The 23,891-nt window shown below is 34.8% G+C and carries 24 protein-coding genes and 1 pseudogene; 23 read left to right on the top strand and 2 right to left on the bottom strand.

Features of this window, described 5'->3' with window-relative positions; translation table 11 throughout:
* The first annotated feature begins 19 nt into the window (after positions 1-19).
* The 17 genes from ABWU32_RS05240 (at position 20) to ABWU32_RS05160 (ending at position 12,617) form a co-directional block, all read left to right on the top strand.
* A complete protein-coding gene (locus ABWU32_RS05240) occupies positions 20-1,051 on the top strand; it encodes a YhcG family protein (RefSeq protein WP_353278455.1) in 1,032 nt (343 codons plus the stop codon).
* Positions 1,051-2,457, top strand: coding sequence for a phage portal protein (locus tag ABWU32_RS05235; RefSeq protein ID WP_353278453.1), 1,407 nt, complete (start codon positions 1,051-1,053; stop codon positions 2,455-2,457). The genes ABWU32_RS05240 and ABWU32_RS05235 overlap by 1 nt, the downstream gene beginning before the upstream one ends.
* Entirely contained in the window at positions 2,457-3,491 is a 1,035-nt protein-coding gene (locus ABWU32_RS05230) for a S49 family peptidase (RefSeq protein WP_015587741.1), read from the top strand. The genes ABWU32_RS05235 and ABWU32_RS05230 overlap by 1 nt, the downstream gene beginning before the upstream one ends.
* 65 nt (positions 3,492-3,556) lie before the next feature.
* Positions 3,557-3,931: a head decoration protein gene (locus tag ABWU32_RS05225; protein WP_135352713.1), complete on the top strand. Its 375-nt coding sequence runs from the start codon at positions 3,557-3,559 to the stop codon at positions 3,929-3,931.
* Between the two features lie 16 nt (positions 3,932-3,947).
* The gene (locus ABWU32_RS05220) at positions 3,948-4,952 is read left to right on the top strand and encodes a major capsid protein (RefSeq protein WP_265027815.1); all 1,005 of its coding nucleotides are present in this window, start codon (positions 3,948-3,950) and stop codon (positions 4,950-4,952) included.
* Between the two features lie 97 nt (positions 4,953-5,049).
* Entirely contained in the window at positions 5,050-5,355 is a 306-nt protein-coding gene (locus ABWU32_RS05215; RefSeq protein WP_265027814.1) for a hypothetical protein, read from the top strand.
* Positions 5,356-5,853, top strand: coding sequence for a phage tail protein (locus ABWU32_RS05210; protein WP_265027813.1), 498 nt, complete (start codon positions 5,356-5,358; stop codon positions 5,851-5,853).
* Positions 5,850-6,326 (top strand): hypothetical protein, encoded by a 477-nt coding sequence (locus ABWU32_RS05205; protein ID WP_265027812.1) that lies wholly within the window; start codon positions 5,850-5,852, stop codon positions 6,324-6,326. The genes ABWU32_RS05210 and ABWU32_RS05205 overlap by 4 nt, the downstream gene beginning before the upstream one ends.
* Complete coding sequence (locus tag ABWU32_RS05200; RefSeq protein WP_265027811.1) at positions 6,313-6,777, top strand: phage baseplate assembly protein V; 465 nt, start codon at positions 6,313-6,315, stop codon at positions 6,775-6,777. The genes ABWU32_RS05205 and ABWU32_RS05200 overlap by 14 nt, the downstream gene beginning before the upstream one ends.
* A 7-nt stretch (positions 6,778-6,784) precedes the next feature.
* The gene (locus tag ABWU32_RS05195; protein ID WP_265027810.1) at positions 6,785-7,033 is read left to right on the top strand and encodes a PAAR domain-containing protein; all 249 of its coding nucleotides are present in this window, start codon (positions 6,785-6,787) and stop codon (positions 7,031-7,033) included.
* Between the two features lie 2 nt (positions 7,034-7,035).
* Positions 7,036-7,371, top strand: coding sequence for a GPW/gp25 family protein (locus ABWU32_RS05190; protein ID WP_265027809.1), 336 nt, complete (start codon positions 7,036-7,038; stop codon positions 7,369-7,371).
* A gap of 2 nt (positions 7,372-7,373) precedes the next feature.
* Positions 7,374-8,159, top strand: coding sequence for a baseplate J/gp47 family protein (locus ABWU32_RS05185; RefSeq protein WP_353278448.1), 786 nt, complete (start codon positions 7,374-7,376; stop codon positions 8,157-8,159).
* Complete coding sequence (locus ABWU32_RS05180) at positions 8,159-9,319, top strand: phage tail protein (RefSeq protein ID WP_265027807.1); 1,161 nt, start codon at positions 8,159-8,161, stop codon at positions 9,317-9,319. Before ABWU32_RS05185 ends, ABWU32_RS05180 begins: the two co-directional genes overlap by 1 nt.
* A gap of 168 nt (positions 9,320-9,487) precedes the next feature.
* Positions 9,488-10,189 carry an ankyrin repeat domain-containing protein gene (locus tag ABWU32_RS05175; RefSeq protein ID WP_265027806.1) on the top strand — a complete coding sequence of 234 codons (702 nt, stop codon included), beginning with the start codon at positions 9,488-9,490 and terminating at the stop codon, positions 10,187-10,189.
* Positions 10,190-10,220: 31 nt separating this feature from the next.
* Complete coding sequence (locus ABWU32_RS05170) at positions 10,221-10,685, top strand: ankyrin repeat domain-containing protein (protein WP_265027805.1); 465 nt, start codon at positions 10,221-10,223, stop codon at positions 10,683-10,685.
* Positions 10,686-10,689: 4 nt separating this feature from the next.
* Positions 10,690-11,121 (top strand): DUF2924 domain-containing protein, encoded by a 432-nt coding sequence (locus ABWU32_RS05165; protein ID WP_265027804.1) that lies wholly within the window; start codon positions 10,690-10,692, stop codon positions 11,119-11,121.
* Positions 11,122-11,123: 2 nt separating this feature from the next.
* The gene (locus ABWU32_RS05160) at positions 11,124-12,617 is read left to right on the top strand and encodes a recombinase family protein (protein ID WP_341812960.1); all 1,494 of its coding nucleotides are present in this window, start codon (positions 11,124-11,126) and stop codon (positions 12,615-12,617) included.
* 479 nt (positions 12,618-13,096) lie between these two features.
* On the opposite strand, the gene ABWU32_RS05155 is transcribed toward ABWU32_RS05160, so the two are convergent.
* Positions 13,097-14,413 carry a hypothetical protein gene (locus tag ABWU32_RS05155; protein ID WP_353278445.1) on the bottom strand — a complete coding sequence of 439 codons (1,317 nt, stop codon included), beginning with the start codon at positions 14,411-14,413 and terminating at the stop codon, positions 13,097-13,099.
* A gap of 793 nt (positions 14,414-15,206) precedes the next feature.
* Between ABWU32_RS05155 and ABWU32_RS05150 the strand changes: the two genes are divergently transcribed.
* From ABWU32_RS05150 to ABWU32_RS05125, 6 genes and pseudogenes are all read left to right on the top strand, one after another.
* Positions 15,207-16,007: a hypothetical protein gene (locus tag ABWU32_RS05150; RefSeq protein WP_353278443.1), complete on the top strand. Its 801-nt coding sequence runs from the start codon at positions 15,207-15,209 to the stop codon at positions 16,005-16,007.
* Entirely contained in the window at positions 15,982-17,070 is a 1,089-nt protein-coding gene (locus tag ABWU32_RS05145) for a hypothetical protein (RefSeq protein ID WP_353278441.1), read from the top strand. Before ABWU32_RS05150 ends, ABWU32_RS05145 begins: the two co-directional genes overlap by 26 nt.
* Positions 17,071-17,310: 240 nt before the next feature.
* Positions 17,311-19,914: an ankyrin repeat domain-containing protein gene (locus ABWU32_RS05140; RefSeq protein ID WP_208571662.1), complete on the top strand. Its 2,604-nt coding sequence runs from the start codon at positions 17,311-17,313 to the stop codon at positions 19,912-19,914.
* A gap of 183 nt (positions 19,915-20,097) precedes the next feature.
* A pseudogene (locus ABWU32_RS05135) lies at positions 20,098-20,297 on the top strand (transposase); the annotation flags it as partial.
* A gap of 423 nt (positions 20,298-20,720) precedes the next feature.
* Complete coding sequence (locus tag ABWU32_RS05130; RefSeq protein ID WP_015589130.1) at positions 20,721-21,206, top strand: ankyrin repeat domain-containing protein; 486 nt, start codon at positions 20,721-20,723, stop codon at positions 21,204-21,206.
* 289 nt (positions 21,207-21,495) lie between these two features.
* A complete protein-coding gene (locus tag ABWU32_RS05125; protein WP_015589129.1) occupies positions 21,496-22,422 on the top strand; it encodes a hypothetical protein in 927 nt (308 codons plus the stop codon).
* Here the strand turns inward: ABWU32_RS05125 and ABWU32_RS05120 are convergent.
* Entirely contained in the window at positions 22,411-23,322 is a 912-nt protein-coding gene (locus ABWU32_RS05120) for an Rpn family recombination-promoting nuclease/putative transposase (RefSeq protein WP_353278439.1), read from the bottom strand. The two genes, ABWU32_RS05125 and ABWU32_RS05120, sit on opposite strands and share 12 nt — an antisense overlap.
* Positions 23,323-23,891 lie beyond the last annotated feature (569 nt).

Below are 23,891 nucleotides of genomic sequence, written 5' to 3'. Positions count from 1 at the left end.
AATCGTTGAAAGGAATTTTATGACAAAAGTTATAGCAAAAGAATACACAGAATTTTTAGAGCAGCTAAAAGAGCAGATTGCTACTAGTCGTTATAAAGCAGCATTAGCAGTAAATAGCAAACTCATTGTGCTTTATCACTATATTGGTACAGAGATCTTAAGGCGCCAAAAAGAACATGGTTGGGGTGCTAAAATCATAGATCAGCTAAGTAAGGATTTAAGAAGCGCATTTCCAGAAATGAAGGGGTTTAGTGCTAGGAATCTTACGTATATGCGCCAATTTGCTGCAGAATATCAAGATACTGAATTTACGCAGCAGGTTGCTGCACAATTGCCTTGGTTTCATATTGTAGTTATTTTAGATAAAGTAAAAGATCGAAAAGAAAGACTATTCTATTTTCAAAAGGCTATAGAGCACGGTTGGTCACGTAGTATAATGGTGATGCAAATCGAACGTGAATTGCACAAACGTCAAGGAAAAGCTGTTACTAACTTCAAAGATAAATTACCTTCTCCGCAGTCAGATTTAGCACATTATACATTAAAAGATCCATATATTTTTGATTTTTTGAGTATGGGAGACGATGCTCACGAAAGAGAAGTAGAAAAAGGTCTTGTAGGCCATGTGGAAAAATTTCTGCTAGAGCTAGGGGAAGGATTTGCATTTGTTGGTAGGCAATTTCACTTAGATGTTGGAAATAAAGACTTTTATATTGATTTATTGTTTTACCATTTAAAGTTACGTTGCTTTGTAGTAATCGAGCTAAAAGACAAAGATTTCAAGCCAGAGTATGCAGGTAAAATGAATTTTTATCTTTCAGCCGTTGATGATTTACTAAAGCACGAAACAGATCAACCATCTATAGGATTAATTTTATGCAAGTCAAAGGATAACGTACTAGCTAAGTATACACTGAAAGACATAAATAAACCGATAGGGTTGGCAGAATATAAAATTACTGAAAATCTACCAAAGAATATAAAGGCAGCTTTACCAACAGTAGAAGAGCTAGAGGCTGAGTTATCCAAAGTTTCAGATAAAGAAAAGTAATGCTACTCAAATCATTCAAGCAACTATTCAATAAACCAAAACCAAAAAGTTCTGCATGGGACGCTTCAGGATCAGGAAGAAGGATAATGTATTGGCAAGGAGAAACAGGAAGCATAAACAATTTGCTGTCTCAAAGCCTTGAGCACTTACGTAGTCGATCACGTGATATGGTGAGAAAAAATCCATATGCAGCAAATATCATTGATACAATAGTAAGTAACTCTATTGGAACAGGAATAAAACCACAATCAAAAGCAAGAGATGGAGAATTTCGAAAGAAAGTGCAAGAATTATGGCTAAAATGGACAGATGAAGCAGATAGCTGTGGAATAAGTGATTTTTATGGATTACAAGCTTTAGTGTGCAGAAGTATGATAGAGGGAGGAGAATGTTTTGTAAGGTTAAGAACGAGAAAGCTGGAAGATAGATTTTCTGTACCACTACAACTGCAAGTACTTGAGTCTGAACATTTAGACAATAAGAGCAATCAAACTTTAGCAAATGGTAATGTAATAAGAAACGGGATTGAGTTTAACAAGCTTGGGCAAAGAGAAGCATATTACTTATTTAGAGAACATCCAGGAGAAGGCTCATTTGGAGAATCAGTGAGAGTACCAGCAAACGATGTTTTACATATCTATAGACCACTAAGACCTGGGCAAATTAGAGGAGAACCATGGCTTTCTAATATACTGCTAAAGCTTTATGAGCTTGATCAATACGATGATGCAGAATTAGTGAGAAAAAAGACAGCGGCGATGTTTGCAGGATTTATTACGAGACTCGATCCAGAAGCAAATATTTTAGGAGAAGGTGAAAGTAATGAGCAAGGAGTAGCACTATCTGGCCTAGAACCTGGAACAATGCAGCTTTTAGACCCAGGAGAAGACATAAAATTTTCAGAGCCGTCAGATGTTGGAGGAAGTTATGAAGCGTTTATAAGACAGCAACTCAGGGCAATAGCGATTGGTACAGGGATAACATATGAGCAGCTAACAGGAGATTTAACCGGCGTTAATTATTCATCAATTAGAGCAGGATTAATAGAGTTTCGTCGTCGATGCGCTATGCTGCAACATAACATTATGGTATTCCAATTTTGCAGACCAGTATGGAATAGATGGCTAGAGTTAGCAGTACTTTGTAGAGAACTCTGTATAGATGAAAAAGTAGTAAAAGCAGCGAAAGAAGAAGTAAAATGGATACCACAGGGATTTGATTGGGTGGATCCACTGAAAGACCAGCAAGCACAGCAAATGGCAGTAAGGAATGGATTTAAGAGTCGATCGGAAGTAGTATCAGAAATGGGTTACGATGTAGAAGAAATTGACCAAGAAATAGCAGAAGATCAAAAGCGTGCAAATAGTCTCAACTTAATGTTTGACTCTGATTGTAAAGGATTATGATGCTCTTAGGAAAACCATTAATGCTTGAACCAAGGAGTTTTGAGCTCTTGTCATTGAACAATCAAAAACATCCCACATTTAAAAACATAAAGCACTCCATCAAAAATAATGTAGAAAGAACTGCAATTATATCAATTCATGGAATTCTGACGAAAAAACCAGGCGTGTTTGATGGTTTTCTGGGAATGACATCATATGAAAAAATTCATGAAGAGATAGAGAGTGCTTTAGGAAATAAAAGCATAGAGACGATTCTACTTGATATAGATAGCCCAGGAGGAGAGGTAAATGGAGTATTTGACTTAGCTGATTTTGTCTATAGTGCAAGAGGAAAAAAGAGGATAATAGCGATAGCAAATGATGATGCATATTCTGCTGCATATGCTATAGCTTCTAGCGCTGAAAAGATTTTTCTCACCCGCACTTCAGGAGTTGGGAGTATAGGAGTAATAGCAAGTCATATAGATCAAAGTAAATTTGACGAAAAACAAGGTATTAAGTACACCGCAATTTTTGCTGGTAGTCGAAAGAATGATTTAAATCCGCATGAGCCAATGACGTCTGAAAGTCTGGAAAGCTTACAAAAAGAAGTAGATCGACTATATGAAATGTTTTTGCAGCTAATAGCAAGGAACAGAGGTCTTTCAATTGAAAAGATTCGATCAACAGAGGCAGGGCTATATTTTGGGGAGAAAGCAGTAGAAATAGGCCTTGCAGACGGAATGACAATTCTTTCATCTATTAATAAAAACAGGAGTATTACTATGAATGAACAAACTACAACTGACCTAGAAACTGATAATTTGACTAAGTATCGTAATGAAGTTCTTGAATTAATACGGTTATGTAATCTATCACGAATGCCAGAGAAAATAGAAGAATTTATTGAGGAAAGCGTAAGTGTTGAGCAAGCCAGGGAAGTTTTAATGGAGTTACTTGCAGAGAGAACGAAGAAGACAGAGATTTTGAGTACAATACCACAGAATTCAGGAGAAGATTTAATGATACAGGTAGCAAGAAGTCGTAGGAGTTAAAGTATTTTTATAACCGCCGTATATAGCATTGATAAAAGCGGCGGTAAGCAGTTAAGGAGAAATTTATGAGTTGTATAAGCGAACAAAATAATCTGGGTGACTTATTAAAGTATGAGGCATCAAGTCTATATTCAAGAGACCAAATAACAGTAGCTAAAGGTCAAAATATTAAACTTGGTACAGTAGTTGCCAAGAAGACAGATGATGGTTTTATTAGAGTGCTGAACCCCACTGGAACAGACGGCACACAAACAGCAGTAGGAGTAATTACAACCGATATACATAGCAAAGATTCTGACATGAAAGGAGTAATTATTACTCGCAGTGCAATGCTAGCAGATCATGCAGTTGTGTGGCCAGCAAATATAACTGAAGAGCAGAAAAATGCAGCAATAAAGCAACTTGAAGGACGAGGGATCATCCTTCGCAAAACAGTCTAATTTAAGGAGAAATTCAATGCAAAATCCATTTACAAATACAGCATTTAGCATGACGGCACTAACAAATGCGATGAATATATTGCCGATAAATTATGGACGTGTTGAAAATTTAAATTTGTTTCCAAGTAGGTCAGTAAGATTTAGACATATTACCATAGAAGAACATAATGGAGTATTAAGTTTACTACCAACGCAAGTTCCAGGAGCACCAGCAACAGTAGGAAAACGTGGTAAAAGAAAAGTAAGAACATTTACGGTTCCACATATTCCACATGATGATGTAGTGTTACCAGAGGAAGTACAGGGAATAAGGGCATTTGGATCAGAAAGTGAACTTAAAGCGCTGGCAGATGTAATAACTGACCATTTACAGCTAATGAGAAACAAACACGCAATAACATTAGAGCATTTGCGAATGGGAGCGCTGAAGGGAATTATTCTTGATGCTGACGGGTCAGAATTATTAAATCTGTACAACGAATTTGAAATCACACCAAAAGTAGTAAATTTTGCCCTTGGAACAGCAACGACAGATGTAAAACGTAAGTGTCTGGAAGTACTCCGGCACATAGAAGATAATCTAAGTGGTGAATATATGACAGGAATTCATGCCTTGGTAAGCCCTGAGTTTTTTGATGCACTAACTTCTCATTCTAAAGTAAAAGAAGCATATGAAAGATGGCAAGAAGGAGCGCTACTTCGGAATGATATGAGGTCAGGATTTACGTTCTGCGGAATCACATTTGAGGAATATAGAGGGCAAGCAACTGATCCTGAAGGAACCGTGAGAAGATTTATTGACAAAGATACAGGTCATTGTTTTCCAGTAGGAACAGCGAGCACATTTACAACATATTTTGCACCAGCAGATTTTAATGAAACAGTAAATACTCTTGGACAGCCACTATACGCAAAACAAGAGCCAAGAAGATTTGATAGAGGGACCGATTTACATACGCAGTCAAATCCTTTGCCAATGTGCCATAGACCAGGGACATTAATCAAAGTCGTTGCAGCATAACAATACTGGTAGAGTAACTACAAGGTGGTGAGGCACAGAATGACTCTACCGGTATGCGCTTTCTTAGCATGTAAAGGTTAGTATATCAAAAAGAAATATGCAAGAGAATATTAAGCGATTATTGGAAGATTGTTTTTCCCATTTAGGAGAAGTGGCTTTGTATAAATCAAAGGATAAGTCATACATGGTACAAGTATTAAAGCAAGAGCCAGATAAATTATACGAGATTGGTGAAGGACAATTTGTGGAAGAAACTTTAGCGTTAGAAGTAAGTGCGTTTGATGTACTGCAGCCAATTGTAGGAGATATTTTTGTTATAGGTGACCGTAAATATAAAGTATATTCTCCACCGCTGCAAGATAATTCAGGAATGGTATGGAAAATTCGAGCGTCAGGAGTATAAATGCGTATTAACACCGGTAGTATTATACAAAGTATAGATGCTGAAAGGAAAAAAGTGGAAAAAGCGACAGTGAGTGCATTAAACAAAACAGCAATATGGCTAAAATCAAAAGCAGCTAAGGAAATCAGTGAGGAAAAGAGAATAAAATTAAGTTTGATAAGAAAGAGATTAAGGATTTTTAAGGCGAAAATTAGCAGATTAGACGTGTTAATTAGAGCAAATCTCTATGACATTAGAGCATCGACAATTGGTAAAATACAAAAAACAAGAAGAGGATCGAAAGTAGGAAAGCACCAATTTATAGGAGGATTTGCAGCAGTTATGCCAAAAGGAAATAGCGGTATTTTTAAACGTGAAGGAAGAGCAGCATTACCAATAAAGGAGGTTAAATTGCCATTGGAACCAGAAGCATCAAAAGTAATAAGAGATCTTGTCAATTATGAAGTTGAGAAAGTCTTTACAAAGTTTTTTGAACGTGAATTGAGCTACAGAGTATGAGTTGGAAGAATTTGCATAACGCAATCTGCACTACACTAAAGAGAGAAATATCCATTATACAAACCTGTGAAATTTATCCATCAATAAGAAAAGAATTATTAGCGCCAGCGGTGTTTGTAGAACTTAGCAGTCTTGAAAAAGGAGATGATCCTGGAACAGAAGAATTAGCGCTGAAAGCAAGATTTGAAGCACGAATAGTAATTGATAGCACGGTAGAAAATGCACCTATTCTTGTCAGAACATTAGCTGCTGAGGTTGCGAGAGTAGTAAATAAAAATACTTGGAATATGAAAAATGTTTCACCGGGAGAATTTATATCAGGAGGAGGAGATGATTTTAGGCCAGAGTTAGATGCGTATTTAGTGTGGTTGATTGAGTGGGTGCATACAATACACGTAGGTCGATCTATTTGGGAAGAAGGAAAATTTATGCCACACAAAATAGAAATCGGTGAAATAAATGTTAGAAAATAATTTTGCAATTTCGGAATTACAGAGAAAACTGGCCAACATTGTTCGTATAGGAGTTGTAAAAGAAATAGATTATGAAAAAGCAAAAGTAAGAGTTAAAGTAGGAGAATTTTTAACAGATTGGTTGCCATGGATAACGAGCAAAGCAGGAAAAGATAGAGATTGGTGTCCTCCAGACATTGATGAACAGGTTATGATATTTTCTCCTCTTGGTGAACTATCATTAGGAGTGGCATTGTCAGGAATATATCAGGAAAAGTACCCTGCACTAGAAAATAAAAAAGAAATAAATAGTGTGAAGTTTCAAGATGGAACAAAGTTTACATATGATAAAGAGAAGCATCATTTAGAGATTGAAGTAGCAGATAAAATAACACTGAAGGCTGGAGGATCGAGTATAGAAATGACAAAGAGCGAAATAAGCCTAAAAGCGAAAAGAATAAATTTAAATTGAGGAAAAGGTGAAGATAGTACATCTAGGAAATCAGTGCGGAGAAGCTATACCACATTTTTGTATTAGTGGCAGTAACAATGTTTTTGTAAATGGTAAGCCAGTTTGCCGTAAAGGAGATAATTTTACAGAAGGAAGAGTATTAATTGAAGGATCAAAAACAGTTTTTGCCAATGGGCTTGGAATGGGAAGAGTTGGTGATATGGTTTCTTGTGGTTCCAAGGTGATCAGTGGTAGCAATAGTACATTTGCAGGCTAAGAGTGAAAGGAATGGATGCTAAAACAGGAAAAGCGTTAGAAGAAATAGACCATCTTAAACAATCAATTATTGATATATTAACCACTCCAGTAAACAGTAGAATAATGAGGAGAAGTTATGGTTCAAGGCTATTTGAATTAGTAGATAAGCCAGTTAATCGTGATTTAACACTAGAAATTTATGCAGCAACAGCAGAAGCACTGGGGAAATTTGAGAGGAGATTTAAGTTAGAAAAAGTAAAAATGACAGAGGTGAAAGAAGGAAAAGTAACGCTTGACCTAGAAGGATTATATGTACCAAGTGGGAAAAACATTCGCTTTGATGGAATGGTTATATAAGTATGCAGCAGCCAAATATTATCGAACCACTGAACTTTGAAGAGATTTTTTCTCGGATGAAGGAAGAGTTAGTGAAGAGAGATGAAAGTTTTACAGCATTAGTAGAAAGTGACCCAGCGATAAAGGTATTAGAAGTAGCAGCATGGAGGGAATTGTTACTAAGACAAAGAATAAATGAATCAGTAAAGAGCAATTTACTAAAATTTGCAACGGGAGAAGATCTTGATAACTTAGCTGAGTTTTATGGAGTGGAGAGGCAAAAAGAAGAAGATGATGAACGATTTAGAAAAAGAATTAAAGCAAAGATAGTAGGCTCAAGCACGTGTGGAAGCAAGGAGTATTATAGGTATCATGCACTGTCGGCAGATAGTAGAGTAAAAGATGCATTAGTAGAATCACCTATACCAGGAAAAGTACAAATTTCAATCTTATCAACACAAACTGGCATAGTGTCAGAAGAGCTACTAGAGATTGTAAAAAAGCAGGTTACTAGAGATGATATAAGGGTATTAACAGATGAAGTAACAGTGATTGGTTGTAATATTGTGGAAATAGATATTCATAGCAGAATGAGCATAAGTCCTGTAATATCGAAGGAGGAAATTAAGAAGCAGTTTATTCAGAAGTTTGAATTAGCAAAAAGATTAGGGTGGAGTGTGACAAGATCGTGGATAATAGCAAACCTATTTGTAGATGGTGTAGAAAATGTGGAATTAATCGAGCCAAAAGAGGACGTTGTAGTACTAGGAAATGAGTGCGCTGCATTAAGAAAGTTAAAGGTTGAGTAATGTTATTGCCACCAAATGCAACAAAACAGGAAAAAGCGCTAGTAGATGCAACGGATTATAAAGTTGATCCAAGCTGTATAAAAGGATTTAAGTTTAGTCTTAAAGAAGAAACATTGCCGTGGATAGTAGAAGAATATGGCTTAGAAGGAATACTGCGTTGGGTAAAAGATAGAAGAAAAGCCGTAGTAGAAGGAGTGAAATTTCAAAGACTGAGAGGAACTCCAGCATCACTAAAAATAGCACTAAAGTGGGCGAATATAGAAAATATTACAATTATCGAAGAACCACCTGGTAAACATTTTTTCGAGTTGCAAATAGGAATAAAAGATGTTCCAAATAACTTTTTTGTAGATGCGGTTGTAGAGCTTGCAAAACTATCATTACCAGCAAGATCGCAGCTAATGAGGATTTTCAATGACCACTATAATATTAGCAGATTTATTTTAGATGAGAGTGTATTTGGCAGCTTACTATCAGACTATTCAGGTAGAAAGGTTGAAAAAGACGGACCAGTATTATCATTTGGTAGAATGAACTTTTTCAGATCTGGAGATCCATTAGTAGAAATTATAGACAACTATTTAAGGGAGCATTATGAGCAAGTATTTAGTAATGACATATATCGATTAGATGTAGCAGTACTTGGAGAAACAGAGCCTCACATAAAGGATTACAAAGGCATCTATGAAAGAAGTCATCAGTGGTATAACTTAAAAGCACTATATCCTTTACCACAGAGTTTATTACCAGAAATAAAGTTTGCAAAAGCGCAAGTTATATTATCGGATAGTTGGAATTTAGGAGAAATAAACACATGTTTTCCAGTTAGTAGTGTAGAGGAAAGAGGGAATAAATTTGTATTGGGAAGCGATAAACTGTCTGAGCAACGTTGGAATTTAAGATATAAACCAATTTTAGAAAGATTCAGCGTTACCCATGATTATAAAGCAGAAAACTATACTGATCAGAAGATTACAAAATATGTTTTAGCAGAACACAATATTTACTATAAAAACGATTTGGATACAGAGCAAAAAGGCTCAATACACGAACTAGAAAAGCACATTTTAGTGTTTTATCCAGGAGTACTGAAGTGGCACGGACATCGACATTTGCACAGAAGTTGGAAAAATAGTCAAGCAATATCTATAATAAGTTAAGTATTTATATTTAGATCCTCATATATTATATTAACAATAGGTAAAAGTGTATGAAATAAAAAGAAAAGGACTTGCTTTCTCATGCTAAAAAGGACATGACTTGAATAGCAGCAGGTAAATATAAGAAATTTGTCTGGCGCTAGAAAAGCTAATTTTGTGAGGTATGAAATGAGTTTTAGCAAGAGTAAGTTTTTTAAAGAAGTATCAAGTAAAGATATTAATAAAAGAAATGAGGAAGGAGAGACGATCTTGCACCAAGCAGTAGAAATCTCCGATTACAAAACAGTGAGATTATTAATAAAAAAAGGGGCAGAGGTAAATGCAAGAGATAAAAAGGGTTATACACCACTGCACTGCGCAGTATTCGCAAAAAGTTTAGAAAATGTAAAAGTGCTGATAAGGAAAGGAGCAGAAGTAAATGCCAGTCAATATGTCAGTGGATGTACGCCACTGCACTCTGCGTGCAAAATGGGAGGAGCAGGAGTTGAAATAATAAAAGAGCTGGTAAAGGCAGGGGCTGAGGTTAATCAACTGAATAAATATGGCGCAACACCAATGTATTACATCTGGGAAAGTGAAAAGTATTCTTTGTGTGATAGAGAAGAGAGTGAAAAGGCAAGTAAATTTTTAAGAGAAAAAGGTGGAATAACAAAAAGTAGAGAACTGACGTGTTATGGAATAGAGGGGCTAGTAGGAGAAATAGCAGACATGTTGAATGGAAGCTACATGCCGGAGCTAAAAATAATAGAGATAGGGGAAATAAGGAAGAGAGACAAATCGCTAATAAAGAAAGAATGTCAAAATTTAGCAAGCAAGATAATGAGCCAAGTAAACGAAATGATAGATGAGGTGGTGAGAAGGAAAGCTTAAAAAAAAGGTCAAAGAAAAGGTGAGGTAGATTATGTTAAAGTTTGGTAAGAAAGAGGAGTCACTATTAGAGAACTCATATAAAAATATTTATGAAAGAGACGAAAAGGGGAGAACAGCTCTACATTATGCAGTAGACGGAAAAATAGTGAGTTTATTAGTTGAAAAAGGAGCGAATGTAAATGCAGCAGATATAGGAGGATATACAGCACTGCACCTAGCGGTAACGGAGAAACATCTAGAAACCGTGAGAGAACTGATAAAATCAGGAGCAAATGCAAATGCTGAAGAGTATGGCAATAAATGTACTCCATTGCACCTTGCATGTATGGTGGGGAAAGTGGAAGTAGTAAAAGAGTTAGTGGAAGCAGGAGCAGAAATAGAGCAAGAAGATAAGTTCGGAATGACAGCAATGGATTATGCGAAAAATAGTAAAGAGATAATCGAGGTATTAAAGAAAGAAACAGACAGAATTGAGAAGTTATTTATAAGAGGCTGAAAACATGGAGGAAGAAACAGAAAAGAAAGTAATGAATTTAGAGAGAAAACCTTTGGGTGAGCTGAGAAAAACGTGGAAGAAGGTATTTGGGGAAGAGGCGCCTAGATACTCAAAGAAATATCTGATACCAAGATTAGCTTATAGAATGCAGGAAAAAGCGTATGGAGAAATGTCAAGAAAAGGAGCAAAAAGACTAGAGTATCTGGCAGATCGGCTAGAGAAGGGAAAAAGAATAAGTAGTGACAAACTTCCAGTAGCAGGAACAGAGCTAATATTAGAGAGAGGGGAAGAAACGCATGCGGTAATGGTAACAGACAAGGGTTTAATCTACAAAGAAGAGTTTTATACATCATTGTCAGCAGTGGCAGGAAAAATAATGGGAATGAGCTACAACGGACCTTTATTATTTGGGATGCGTGATAAAAATGGAAGTTGAAAATGCTAAAAGAAGTAAGATGTGCGATATATACGAGAAAATCAAATGAAGACGGACTAGAACAAAAGTTTAACAGTCTTGATGCCCAGCGAGTAGCATGTGAAAAGTACATAAAGAGCAGAGAAGGCTGGGTAGCATTGGCCAAAAGGTACGATGATGGAGGTTTCTCAGGAAAGAATTTAGAAAGACCAGCAATAAAGGAATTATTTGAAGATGTAAAAAAAGGAGAAGTGGACTGTGTGGTAGTATATACGTTAGACAGGTTATCAAGGGAAACAAAAGATAGCATAGAAGTGACGTCGTTTTTTAGAAGACATAGAGTAAATTTTGTAGCAGTAACACAAATATTTGACAATAATACGCCAATGGGGAAGTTTGTACAAACGGTATTATCAGGAGCAGCACAACTAGAAAGAGAGATGATAGTAGAGAGAGTAAAAAATAAAATAGCAACATCAAAAGAGCAGGGATTATGGATGGGTGGAACTTTACCGCTAGGGTATGATGTAAAAGATAAAGAATTAATAATAAATGAGAAAGAAGCGAAAATAGTAGGGCACATATTTGAAAGATATTTGGAGCTGAAGTCAATGGCAGAATTGGCAAGGGAGTTAAATAGTCAAGGATACCGGACAAAATCAGATATCTTTAAAAAAGCGACGGTAAGGAGAATAATAACAAATCCAATATACATGGGAAAAATCAGACATTATGAGAAAGAGTATGAAGGAAAACATGAGGCAATAATAGAGGAAGAAAAATGGCAAAAAGCACAAGAATTGATAAAGAATCAACCATATAGAAAGGCGAAATACGAGGAAGCACTGTTAAAGGGAATAATTAAGTGCAAGGGCTGTGATGTAAACATGACTCTGACATACTCAAAAAAAGAGAATAAAAGGTATCGATATTATGTATGCAACAATCATTTAAGGGGAAAAGGTTGTGAATCAGAAAACCGAAATGTAATAGCAGGAGAAGTAGAAAAAGAAGTAATGAGAAAGACAGAGCAGCTATATGAAAATGGGAAAGAAAAGACCGAAGAAAAATGGAAAAATTTAAGTTTTGGAAAGCAGAAAGAAGTAGTGAAAAAGTTAATAAAGGGAGTAATGGTAAAAGAAGATGGAATAGAGGTGAGTTCAGAGGATAAGATAGAATTTATACCGATATGGTTAAAAAAGAAAGGAAATAAATGCACAGTAGTAGAACCAGAAGGAAAAACAAATAATGCGTTACTGAAAGCAGTGGTAAGAGCCTACCTGTGGAAACGGCAACTAGAGGAAGGAAAATACGCAAATATAAAAGAGCTGAGTGCCAAAATTAATATAGGTACAAGACGTATACAACAAATTTTAAGGTTGAATTATTTAGCACCAAAAATTAAAGAAGATATAGTAAATGGGAGGCAGCCAAGGAGTTTGAAGTTAGCTGACTTGAGGGAGATACCGATGCTATGGAATGAGCAGATGGAGAAATTCTATGGTCTTAATTTGTAAAAGCAACAGGAGATCGATGTGCCAGAAAATACTTCAAAATTAAAAGCTTAATTATATGATGAAAATAGTGACAATCTTAAACTTATATGTGAAACGACCTCAGAGCTTCAAAATTATTGCATAAGAACCTAATAGCCCTTCTTTCGCTGAATCATGTGTTGGGTCTGATAAAGGAAATTCTGTAGATATCATAAAAATCAATTCAATCAAACACAAAATTCGAGAAAGTAGAAAGTGTGGAGCAGTCAGTCTTTTTTGAATCAAACACGAAGGGCTATACCTATAAAAGAATAAATACCAAGAAAGGAAAATAATTTCTTTAGAAGAATCTCTAAATTATTAACTCAACACTTATTCCCCTACTATTTCTCCTCACCTTGAGCGTATGGTTTATACCTCAAAAAATCTTGCTTTGAAGATACATCAATTTTTTTACCCTTCAAGATCTTTCTTTTGTTTAATAATTTTAGTTGACTTTATTAACACACTGCTATTTCTTTCGAAGCCCCCATCTTTTGCAGTTGATCTAAACTATCGATTGGCCTCATAAGAGTAGATGGAATACCTGATTCTTTCACTACAAAATCTGATTGTTTAATAGTTTCAGCTAACTCTATAAGTATTTGACCGTTTCTTTCAAAACCTTTATCTTTTATAGCTTGTAGAACACTTTTCCCTCCTAAAAGGCAGCTTTCCCCTAAACTTGATTGATCTTTTAATTTGTCAAACTTCTCCTGGTTCTCTTCATCAAGATTTACTTTTATTATATTACTACCTTCATCACTAGGACATAGATGAATACTAATCTTGCCTACTTCAGTGATAAAGGACATTTCAATGCCACCTCCTAAGACATCTGTATAATTTCTTTTTTTTCCTATGCTTTCAACTCTTATTATACTTTTCCCGATCTGTAAGATGCTACTTTCTATACTGAAATTTTCATTCACCTTACTATTCATAACCTTTGTAACTTCAACGATACTATTTTGTGGCCATCTGAAAAAAACAAGATTGTTATCTACTTCTACTTTCAGATCATCATCTTTAATCTGTTCATTCTTGTTTACTAAACCTTTATATGCGATACTTTTTAGTTCGTCCTTAATTTTTTTACATTCTGTAAAAATAGGTTCATCACTTCCGTACATAGCTTCATCTATCATTCCGTCATTGTAAAAATCAGACTCTATTTTTGCACCTGCTAATAGTAGCTTATTGACAATATTGAATAAAGGTTCTAAAGCCTCTTCCCACTCATCTATTTGCTCCTCCCCATTGTCCTTATAACGTGATCTAGTAGTAGGAGTTATACGCATAACACTGCTAGCATTAGCAATGTCAATTATTTTTTTTAATATAAAATTCGACACACTACATTCATAGTGATCACAGCGTAAATTTAGCTTTATTTTTCTTTTCAAATATTCATCTATTAAATGTTCCATCTTTTCTAGAGTGACCTTTGCAGGATTTTCATATCTATTTTTATGAAACTCTTTCATTATACTTTCCATATTGTCATGAAATTCATCAATCGAAGCTTTTTCGCTCTCAGTTAACAGATTTGCTAAATTCATTAAAATTGAGTTTTCTGGAATAAAAGAACTTTCAACAACAGTATTGTTGTCTTCAATAACGGACTCATTCCAGTCATCATCACTTTGTTCTTGACTTAACGATGATGCGCTGCCTTCAAGAGTGTGCTGACCAAAAGGTTCCGTACGCTGTTCTTCAGTGGCTAACCCACTATTTGCACAGATCTGCTCATCCTTTGAAATATATCCTAACACCATACCCCCTCAATCTATAAACATATTATGCACAATAATTAGCATGAATAAAATCCAATGCAAGTATAATTTTTCTAACTTTTATATTTTTTAGAGAGTTGTGTTCTTCTACTATCACTTCATATATCTTTGCTATCCAACAAAAAACCGTTTCTGGACAACCTCTGTAGCATGACGTTCTTGGCCCATATGTGGTATTATGTAAAAGTTAGAATTAAACAGCGACCTAACAACTGCCAAGGATAAAAAAACTTCAAGAAAAACATTTTCTATATTAATGGATACAAAAATTTTATTGGAATTTACAGGAAATACAATACTCCTCAGCGTCATAAAAATTTTAAATGTTTACTTTATTCAAAAAGATAAAAATAGATCGTATATTTGTGAGAACAAGCCGCGTAAAAATAAGGTTATAAAAATAGAATTTTGAAATCTTTGCAACAAAGTTAGGCAAAACAGTTCGTATGTAGATATGGATGAAATGGTCTAATATGGCTAGTTTCATCGTATAGCAGAACCACTATATTAAAAAGTTCGTATGGATCACGTGGTAGTCCAATCCATCCCAAAACAAACTCTTCTCACGACCCTTGGTTTTGAATGCTGGAAATGGTTGTGTTATTTGAGTTAGTGGTAATTAATGTTAAAGAGTGAAAATTAGTTTATTTGGAAATAAAAGGAAAATTCATTGCAATTCTATATTTAAAATAGAATAAAGCTCTTTTTGCATCATGTATTAATAAAAAAATATATTTTTTTGCGTATCCTTTCGTTTTAATTAATATGAAGTGATATGACACCTAATGTAGAGTTTAAAGATAATCACGGCACATCGATATCAAATTTGGAAAATGTTAAAATTATAACCTTGAGCGATGAGAAAGGTAATAAGTATACTTTAGATGCAAGCAATGGTAGTCTGGAATTAAAATATAAACAAGATGGTCAAGGTGAAATAAGCTATAAAGTAGGAGGTTTAGCGGCAGCTTTTAAAAGTCTACTTGATATGAAAAGTACTAACAATGATGAACATACAGTACTTGAAGAGAAGTTAGCAGAAAAGTCCATAGTGGAGGCGATATTTTATGCAAAAGATTTTGATAAGGGTGATAGAATCTCTAACTTGATACTAGATAGTACATTTTCTAGGCGAGATGTTCTGCTTGCTTACCTAAATAAAAAGGTTGATGTTGAAAATGTATATACTAAGGAAGAAGTAGATGAAGGATTAAATAAAAAGGTTGATGTTGAAAATGTATATACTAAGGAAGATACAGATAGAGGATTTATTTCTCGTGACAGTGACGGAATCAATAGATTAGCAAGGGAATTATTTTATAAACATGATCCCAATGCAACTTCAATTTTAGTTAATACATTAGGGAAGCTTCTTGATGAAAAATATGAAATATATGGTGATAATAAAACAGCAAAAGATTTTTTGGCAGAAAAGGGTAATTTTGCTAAAGCTGATGGCTCTAATATAAAAATTTTAGAATTCACGAAAAAAATACTTGATGCAACAGAGGATATAGGATATAGGAGATGGGAAAAAGAAATCAATTTTAGTGGAGAAATTAGGCAGATTTCTTGATCAAACTGCTGATAACGAAAATGCTTATGATGGTAAGATAGCAAAAGCTTTTTTAGGAGACAAGGGGGTGCAGGGATCAAAAGGTGCAGATGGTCCTCAAGGTCCGGCAGGTAGAGATGGAAAAAGCCCATCAATTGAGGAAGTCGCTGTACAGCTACTTACTGATGAAAATAAAGATATATTGGGAAAAACAGTACTTGATATAACTGATAGCACTGGTCAAAATCTTGCTACTCATGTTGCTAATAAAATAAATCTTAATTCGCAGGATTTTATAAATAAAGCTGATCCAATAAAACTCGCTGAGTTGCTTTTTAATAAAAGTAACTTAGATCAACTTGCAGCCAAAAAGATTGCCGAAGATAAAGTTAGCTCGTATAAGATTTCTGAACTAGTATTTAACGATGCTAAGAATGCACTAGCAGAGAATTATCAGTGGGATCAAAAGAGCTTTATTGAAGATATAATAAAAAATGTCGGCACTTCTAGGTTAGCTGAGTTGTTATTTAATGCTGGCAGTATAGAGAAAGGTGAAGCAAAAAGAATTACTGAAGGGAAGGTTAGCCCTGAAAAATTAGCTGAATATTTGTTTAATGCAAGTGGCTTAGGCGATAATATAGATGAGTCGAAGACGTTAGTCAATAACGTAACTCAGCACCTTTTGAATACCAAGGTAGATGAAATAGGGAAAGCGGTTGTGAAGGATAATGAAAATAGAGAGATCTTAGCAGGTAGTCGTATTTTGCAGGAAGGAGTGGCAGAAAAATTAATTAGTAGCAACACAAATAAATTGGGACAAGCTATTCTGAATGTGAAAAACAAATTTGGTAATGACGCAAAACCTGTGCTGGAAACTCATCTTGCCAATAACAGCAGCTTTCAGGAAGCTGTGGCAGGAAATCAAGATTTAAGGACTGCAGTAACAGCTAATTTTGGGAGCAATAGAGATTTTTGCAATATTGTAACAAGAGATCTTAGTAGAGATGAAGAAAGTCTGTTAATTGATAGGCTGCCTTTTTATGAAATTCCAGATGATCCAAATGCTCCGCTTTCTTGGAATTAGTAATGTAATTTTTGCTAGACCAACCGATTCCAAGAAAAATTGTTCTCACGCTTGCTGGTTTTGGGTGCTGGAAATGGTTATATTGTTTAGGTTTTTAACAGTATGTATTGCTAAATTAGTAGCAATATATTAAAGACTTTCATCAAAAATTATTCCATAAAAAATTTCTAAATAGGGGTTGATAAGTTTTAAAAATGGAGTATTGTACTGAGTAGGAAAATAGTTTTTTTTATATAGTTTATGAAAGATCAAACGAGCCTTACAACGGATTTTACGCATGCTATAGAAAATGACGACTTTAAACGGTTGGAGGAATATATTGATCAACATATTGATAAATATAATGTTAATCGTGAACTTTTAGATAAGTTGCCTTTGCTGTCCTGGGCTGCCTGTAAAAATAGTGTAAATGTAGCTCAACTTCTTCTTAGTATTGGTGCTGATATTGACATTAGATGTGACCAAAATTGGACACCTCTACACTATGCTGTTAGTGCAGGTCAATACGATATGGTTAGATTTCTTGTTGATCAAGGTGCCAGCATTTTAGCTAAGGATAATAATGTTAAGACACCTTTACGCATAGTAAATGAGCTTGGTAACACAGAAGTAGCAAACTTTTTGAGAGCAAAGCTAGATAAATATTTATTTTCTGCTATAGAAAGAAAGGATATTAGAAAGGTTAGTGATTTTCTTGATGGAGGTGCTAATATTGAGGCTAAAGGTATAAACAATCAAACGCCTTTGTGTGTAGCTTCTTGTAAGGGTAATTTGTATGTCCTTAAACTTCTTCTCAGTAGAAATGCTAAGGTTAACGTTCAAGATGATAGTAGAAAAACACCTTTACATTATGCTGCTAGGGAAGGTCATTCAGATGTAGCTGAACTTCTTCTTGGCCGTGGTACTATGATTGATGCTGAAGACTGTTTTGGTATGGCTCCTCTACACTATGCTGCTTACCACAATAGAAAAAATATGGTTAGCTTTCTTATAAAACAAGATGCCAAAATTGAGGCCGTGGATAAAGAAGCTAAAACACCTTTACATTATGCTGCTGGGAAAGGTCATTTAGATGTAGCTGAACTTCTTCTTGACCGTGGTGCTATAATTGATGCTGAAGACCGTTTTGGTATGACTCCTCTACACTATGCTGCTTGCTACAATAGAGAGGATGTGGTTAGCTTTCTTATAAGCCGAGATGCTAAAGTTGAGGCCATGGATGAAGAAGATAAAACACCTTTACATTATGCTGCTGGGGAAGGTCATTTAGATGCAGCTAAACTTCTTCTTGACCATGATTCTATAATTAATGCTAAAGACCGTTTGGGTATAGCTCCTCTACACTATGCTGCTTACTACAATAGAGAGGGTATGGTTAGCTTTCTTATAAGCCAAGGTGCTAAAGTTGAGGCCATGGATGAAAAAGCTAGAACACCTTTACATTATGCTGCTAGGGAAGGTCATTTAGATGTAGCTAAACTTCTTCTTGAATGTGATGCTATAATTGATGCTAAGGACTGTTATGATCGGGATCCTTTATATTATGCTGATTCGTATAATAAATTAGATGTAGTTAGACTGCTTGAAGGTAGGAATGGTGTGAACACTTGTAACCCTCTTACTAATTTTTTAAGTGCATGTATCCATTCCCCTATTGCTCGTTACTTCGGAAGTGTTTGCGTAGAAGGAGCGCCAATTTTATACAGAAGGCAACGTGCCTCTGCAATTGATCACAATGCTTTGGAAGGTAGTTTACGACTCTTCAGTATCTGTAAAGGAGGAAGAGAAGGTATAGATAAAACACGTTTCAATAAAGAGATTAGTTATCTACATGAAAATGCTTATTTGTATGATGTTTTACTGTTACAAGATGAGGAAAATCAAAACACACTTTTGCATGTGGTTATTAAAGAAAATCAGGTTGATCTTGTAAAAGAACTTTTGTGTATTCTTAAGGAGCCATATCGTTCGAATAAGGTGTATAAGTGCAAGTATTTTGAAGATAAGCAAGAAAATGAAAAGCCGCTTTCTAAAGTTATTAATTCTAAGGATAAAGACGGAAAAGATGCAATTACTCTGGCTATTGAAGGTAATGACCCAGAATGTATTTCGGCTCTTTTCAAGTATTTAACTTATGAAAATATTAACAGAAGGAAAGATGTTAAAAGCGATTACACACCTCTACATGAAGCTGTGCGTTCTAGAAGTAGTAACGCAATTAGTGCGCTTCTAAAATCAGAGCATGTAAACGTTGAGCTCATAGATGGAAGATCTTACAGAGCATGGAAATATGTTAATAATGAAGAAACAAAACAATTGTTTATTAGGTATTATAGTGATAAAATTAATGATTTGCGTAAAGAATTAGCACATTGCAATGAAAAATTAGCGCAAGTCGAGTATTTCCTGTGCAGAACAAAACTTGCTTTTGTATGCTCTGCAGCTTTTGGCTCTTGTCTTAATATGTATAAAAATTTTCATGATGCAAGAAGTGGAGATATGCCAGGTGTTACCATTCATCCTCTCTTGTTGTTATTTTCTAGTGCTACAGGTCTAATAGTGTTGTGTAATCATTTTATCGATTTAACACTTTCAAAGTATAAAGAAGAAAGTGTTAGCTTGCAAAAAAAATTGGACAGTTTTAGAGAAGCAAGAGATAAGTTGGAAAATAAATTACTTCATTTTCAAGAAGGTACATCTCAGGGTATTAGGACGAATTCAATTTCTACGCAACTATCTGATTATGATGACGTACCTGGAACATTAGAATCACCTACCTCTATAAAGAGCTTTGAAAGCTCAGCAAAGGTATCCGTTTATAACCTGCCTAAGGAATTTAAGTAGCCTAATTTAGTAAGTACATAGAAGTAATCATATTAAAGAAGATATTGGTTTTTGAAGTAAGAGGAGAAAGCTCACAATCTTTGCTCATGTGTCTAAATTGGAGAACCAAGAGAAAGTTTGTTCCACAATAGAGATGTTCAAAAAAGTGTGTCAAATCAAAAAGAAAGTAATAAATTGATATAAAAAGGTGAAATAGAAAACCACTTATTGGCTGAAAGTGAAGAAAATAATAGAAAAAATGGGAGAAATGCAAAGGCTTTACGTACAAGTGCAGATTCATTTGAACTTTTAACACCAAGAGATAGAGAAGGAACCCCAAATAGTCAAAAAAAGGCAAACAAACTTACCCAGGGCTTGAAACGAAGATTTTAAGCACATTTGCAATACCAATCGATTTCCAAAAAAATCTTCTCATGCTAGCTGGTTTTTATTGCTGAAAGTGGTTGTATTATTTAGGTTCTTAGTAATATTTAATATTAAATTAATAGTAATTCATTAAAAATTTTCATCAAAAATTATTTCAAAAAAATTTTAAATTAGGGGTTGACAAGTTTTAAAAGTGGAGTACTATTCCTGAAATACATTAGATTACTAATTTTTTATGGTATGTAAGTGTGTGATGGCTAAGGTAATTTTACTTTTGTGAGCGGGCTATGTTATGTGAGGGCATTCCAGAATTCTTGTTTGAGGGAAGATGGTCCTTTCTGTGTTGCTTGAGGAAAGAAAAAAGCTCAGGGTAAGAGTGGCTTGTTATAGTGTGATTGCTTAGTTAAGTTAGGTAAGTTTTTATAAATGTGGAGGGACAAATGACTTTAAACAATGATGATTTATTAGTTAGTGCTGCAGGAGCAGGACGCCTTAGTGACGTTAGAGAACTTCTTGAGAAAGGGGCTAATATTGAAGCTAGAGATAGTGATGGTTACACATCTTTGCATAGGGCTGCTGAAGGAGGTCATTTAGAGATAATTAGATTTCTTATAGATAAGGGGGCTAACATTGGAGCTAAAAATAAGGATGGTGGAAAACCTTTAGATGTAGCAAATACCTCTCGTCAGTCAGAAGTAGTAAACTTTTTAGGACCAAAGCAAAGTGAGTATGATAGACTTTTATTTGCTGCTGTAGAAAGTGGGAATGTTAGTGAAGTTACAAATCTTCTCAATATTGGAGCTAGTATTGAAGTTAAAGGTGTAGAAAATGCGGAGTTTAGGTTAGCCCGTTATGTAAAAAGAATTATGGAGATGAGTAATTACCATAATGTTCATTCGGAAAAAAATCTGAGCTTGAAAGGATAAAAGGAGAATTACCAGAGTCAGTAAAGAATGCAGTATTTTCATCGGAGGTATGTATTAAAAGTGTTTACTATAGTAATGAGTATTTATATCCTGCTAGTGATTATCTTAGCCATGATAGGGATAGAAGGAGAGTATTTACTTGGAGGCCAGGGGGCAAAGATAGTTCATGTCAATGGAAATTTGAACCTGAAGGTAACAACATATATATAAAAAGCACTTATTTTAATGAGTATTTATATCCTGCTAGTGATTATCTTAGCCATGATAGGGATAGAAGGAGAGTATTTACTTGGAGGCCAGGGGCAAAGATAGTCCATGTCAATGGAAAATTGAGGATTGTGGATCTACTCGCAAGAAGCGTGATGTACAATATAGTATTACAAAAGAAGCTAAGTGTGATCTATCTTATGATAATGCATCAGACAATTCATCGCAAAGTGACGAAATAGGCTATAACAAAATAGGAGCTACAAGCGGAGCAAGTAAGCCGTCTTCATGGATAGATGCTGTTAAAGGTGTTTTTCAGTTTATCTCTTCCCCTTTAAGGGCTGCGTTGCCTTCATTTTCAGAAAATAGCTCTAGCCGTTCTGGTACAGCAGGAAGTAGCTCCAATCATTCTGATACAGTAAGAAACCCAAATATCCAATATACTAGCCAATTTAGTCGTGAAGTTTGTGCGAGTAATAATGCTAGCTTGATGTTTTTCTTGTTACAAGCTTTTCTAGATAAAAAGTGTCCTCTTCCTAAGTTTTCTGATGTTAATCCTGTAAAGGCTCTTTTTTACACATCGGATATTATAAAGTCGTTCAAGGAAGTATTAGAGAAGCAAGCTGAATCGAAAGGTGGTATAAAAATGCACCGCTTAGATATTAATTTTGAGAAATTATTTGAGAAGATTAATGAAAAAATTAGGAGTGGTGAATTTAATGAAATTTCAGGGATTTTAAAATCATACGCAGAGGAAGCATTGCCTGGTAGAGAACCCGGAGATCCCGGTAGATTAAGTCCGAAAAAGTTTGATAAGTTTATGGCTGAATTTAATAGAAGAATAGACCCAGTAATAAATCAATTAATGCAACAAATGTTAAGCAGATTAGAAGTGAGTGACGTAAAAGAACAACAAATAAGCTTGGAGCCTAAAAGTTATCTAAATAATACTTCTGTTCAATGTCATTTAACTCAAGCTAGAGGTCAAGGTAAAGTATTAATTCCTTAATTTTTGAATTTCATCTATCGAAAGGCCGGTAATTTGAGCGATAACATCAATAGAGACACCGGCCTTAAGTGAGTTCTTTGCCACTTCGATTTTCTCTGCTTTTCTGCCTTTTTCATGTCCGATTTGGATGCCTTCTTCTTTACCTTCTTCTCTACCTTTTTCAGTAGCATCATCAAGTTTTTGAGCGAGGACAGCCTGTTCATCAAGAATACGTTTTATTTCCTGTTCATAGGCAATAAATTCTTTTTCTGACCAGTTGAATCTATTTAGCTCTTCATAGGCCTTTTTAATTATTACATCACTACCTATTATTTTTTCCAGCTCTTCTTCACTAGTCTCATCTGCATATCGAAAAAAATAAACCCATTTTTCAACTATATTTTCCAACTGATCTTCCTTATTCTTTGGAAATTTTGGCAACTCAATAAATATAAAATAGAAATCTTTTAGATCATGCTCATTAGTGTCTTCATCTCGAATAGTATGCTTTGATTTGTACTCAGATTTATTAGGAAACAGTACACAATCTGCTATAGCAATGAAGATAATTTCCTTAAGGTTATGATACTGGTCACCTTTATCAGCTTGCCTTGAGTAAGCTTTAGCAGCATAGTATTGGGCACGTTTTTCAAAGCCTTTAGTTTTAGCGACCTGCATTTCGCAAATGTATTGAGCACCTGTAGAATCTCTACAGAGAACATCAACAATACTTTGCTTTTTAGCGGCGATATCGGGGTCTTGAATAGTATTTAAAAACTCTATATCCTTTATTTCATTTTTACCAGTAAAGCCAAGAATATCATTGAGGAAGTGAATAAGGATATCTCTATTTTTTTCAGTACCGAAGATACGCTTAAACGATACATCATTTTTGGGATCAAGAAACTTAGAAAAAGTCATAAGAAAGAACCTTAAAAAGCATTAATAATTATACACAATTCTGAAGAAATGTTCAAGTTTTTTATTTTTTTAAGTTTTGAATGCGTTGATGAAAAAAATGTCTCCCATAGATGGCTTTAGAATGCTACTACGCACCTTAGACGTCCTTTTTACATCTTTTATTAACCCTTCTATAAAGCGCCTTAAAAGGCTGGCAAATGGATGCTATGAGTTTGGAGCTGTAGGAGATATCAAAGATACCCTTTTTGGTGTATAAAAATACGAATCTACGACAACATCGTTTAAAGAAATTAGCAGCTATTAATATCTTCTACCTTTTCATAAAAAAATAAACAAAAAAAAATTGAAAATTTGATTTGACTTCACCCAAAAGCTATGGCTTTATGCCAATACTGCTAAGAAAATAACAGTAAACATTTAAAAATAATTTATTATTAGTGAAGGGTATATTATATGAACAATAAGAATAAAAGTAAAGATCGTAAAAAAGAAATAGAGTTCCGAATTGACCTTACCCAGAAAAAGTGGAGAGAAAGAAAGGAGTTTTTTTGGGTAAAATAAAATTTTGG

The sequence above is a fragment of the Wolbachia endosymbiont (group A) of Udea olivalis genome (assembly GCF_964028365.1).
GTDB lineage: Bacteria > Pseudomonadota > Alphaproteobacteria > Rickettsiales > Anaplasmataceae > Wolbachia > Wolbachia pipientis.
The sequence above is the reverse complement of the archived record's forward strand: the minus strand, read 5'-3'. Positions and strand labels throughout refer to the sequence as shown.

Excerpts from the sequence above, each read along its gene's own strand:
- ABWU32_RS05205 (WP_265027812.1), top strand. The coding sequence starts at position 5,850 with ATGAGTTGGAAGAATTTGCATAACGCAATCTGCACTACACTAAAGAGA.
- ABWU32_RS05130 (WP_015589130.1), top strand. The coding sequence starts at position 20,721 with ATGACTTTAAACAATGATGATTTATTAGTTAGTGCTGCAGGAGCAGGA.
- ABWU32_RS05240 (WP_353278455.1), top strand. The coding sequence starts at position 20 with ATGACAAAAGTTATAGCAAAAGAATACACAGAATTTTTAGAGCAGCTA.
- ABWU32_RS05185 (WP_353278448.1), top strand. The coding sequence starts at position 7,374 with ATGCAGCAGCCAAATATTATCGAACCACTGAACTTTGAAGAGATTTTT.
- ABWU32_RS05235 (WP_353278453.1), top strand. The coding sequence starts at position 1,051 with ATGCTACTCAAATCATTCAAGCAACTATTCAATAAACCAAAACCAAAA.
- ABWU32_RS05140 (WP_208571662.1), top strand. The coding sequence starts at position 17,311 with ATGAAAGATCAAACGAGCCTTACAACGGATTTTACGCATGCTATAGAA.
- ABWU32_RS05180 (WP_265027807.1), top strand. The coding sequence starts at position 8,159 with ATGTTATTGCCACCAAATGCAACAAAACAGGAAAAAGCGCTAGTAGAT.
- ABWU32_RS05175 (WP_265027806.1), top strand. The coding sequence starts at position 9,488 with ATGAGTTTTAGCAAGAGTAAGTTTTTTAAAGAAGTATCAAGTAAAGAT.
- ABWU32_RS05155 (WP_353278445.1), bottom strand. The coding sequence starts at position 14,413 with ATGGTGTTAGGATATATTTCAAAGGATGAGCAGATCTGTGCAAATAGT.
- ABWU32_RS05200 (WP_265027811.1), top strand. The coding sequence starts at position 6,313 with ATGTTAGAAAATAATTTTGCAATTTCGGAATTACAGAGAAAACTGGCC.
- ABWU32_RS05230 (WP_015587741.1), top strand. The coding sequence starts at position 2,457 with ATGCTCTTAGGAAAACCATTAATGCTTGAACCAAGGAGTTTTGAGCTC.
- ABWU32_RS05120 (WP_353278439.1), bottom strand. The coding sequence starts at position 23,322 with ATGACTTTTTCTAAGTTTCTTGATCCCAAAAATGATGTATCGTTTAAG.
- ABWU32_RS05160 (WP_341812960.1), top strand. The coding sequence starts at position 11,124 with ATGCTAAAAGAAGTAAGATGTGCGATATATACGAGAAAATCAAATGAA.
- ABWU32_RS05165 (WP_265027804.1), top strand. The coding sequence starts at position 10,690 with ATGGAGGAAGAAACAGAAAAGAAAGTAATGAATTTAGAGAGAAAACCT.
- ABWU32_RS05225 (WP_135352713.1), top strand. The coding sequence starts at position 3,557 with ATGAGTTGTATAAGCGAACAAAATAATCTGGGTGACTTATTAAAGTAT.
- ABWU32_RS05215 (WP_265027814.1), top strand. The coding sequence starts at position 5,050 with ATGCAAGAGAATATTAAGCGATTATTGGAAGATTGTTTTTCCCATTTA.
- ABWU32_RS05150 (WP_353278443.1), top strand. The coding sequence starts at position 15,207 with ATGACACCTAATGTAGAGTTTAAAGATAATCACGGCACATCGATATCA.
- ABWU32_RS05220 (WP_265027815.1), top strand. The coding sequence starts at position 3,948 with ATGCAAAATCCATTTACAAATACAGCATTTAGCATGACGGCACTAACA.
- ABWU32_RS05210 (WP_265027813.1), top strand. The coding sequence starts at position 5,356 with ATGCGTATTAACACCGGTAGTATTATACAAAGTATAGATGCTGAAAGG.
- ABWU32_RS05170 (WP_265027805.1), top strand. The coding sequence starts at position 10,221 with ATGTTAAAGTTTGGTAAGAAAGAGGAGTCACTATTAGAGAACTCATAT.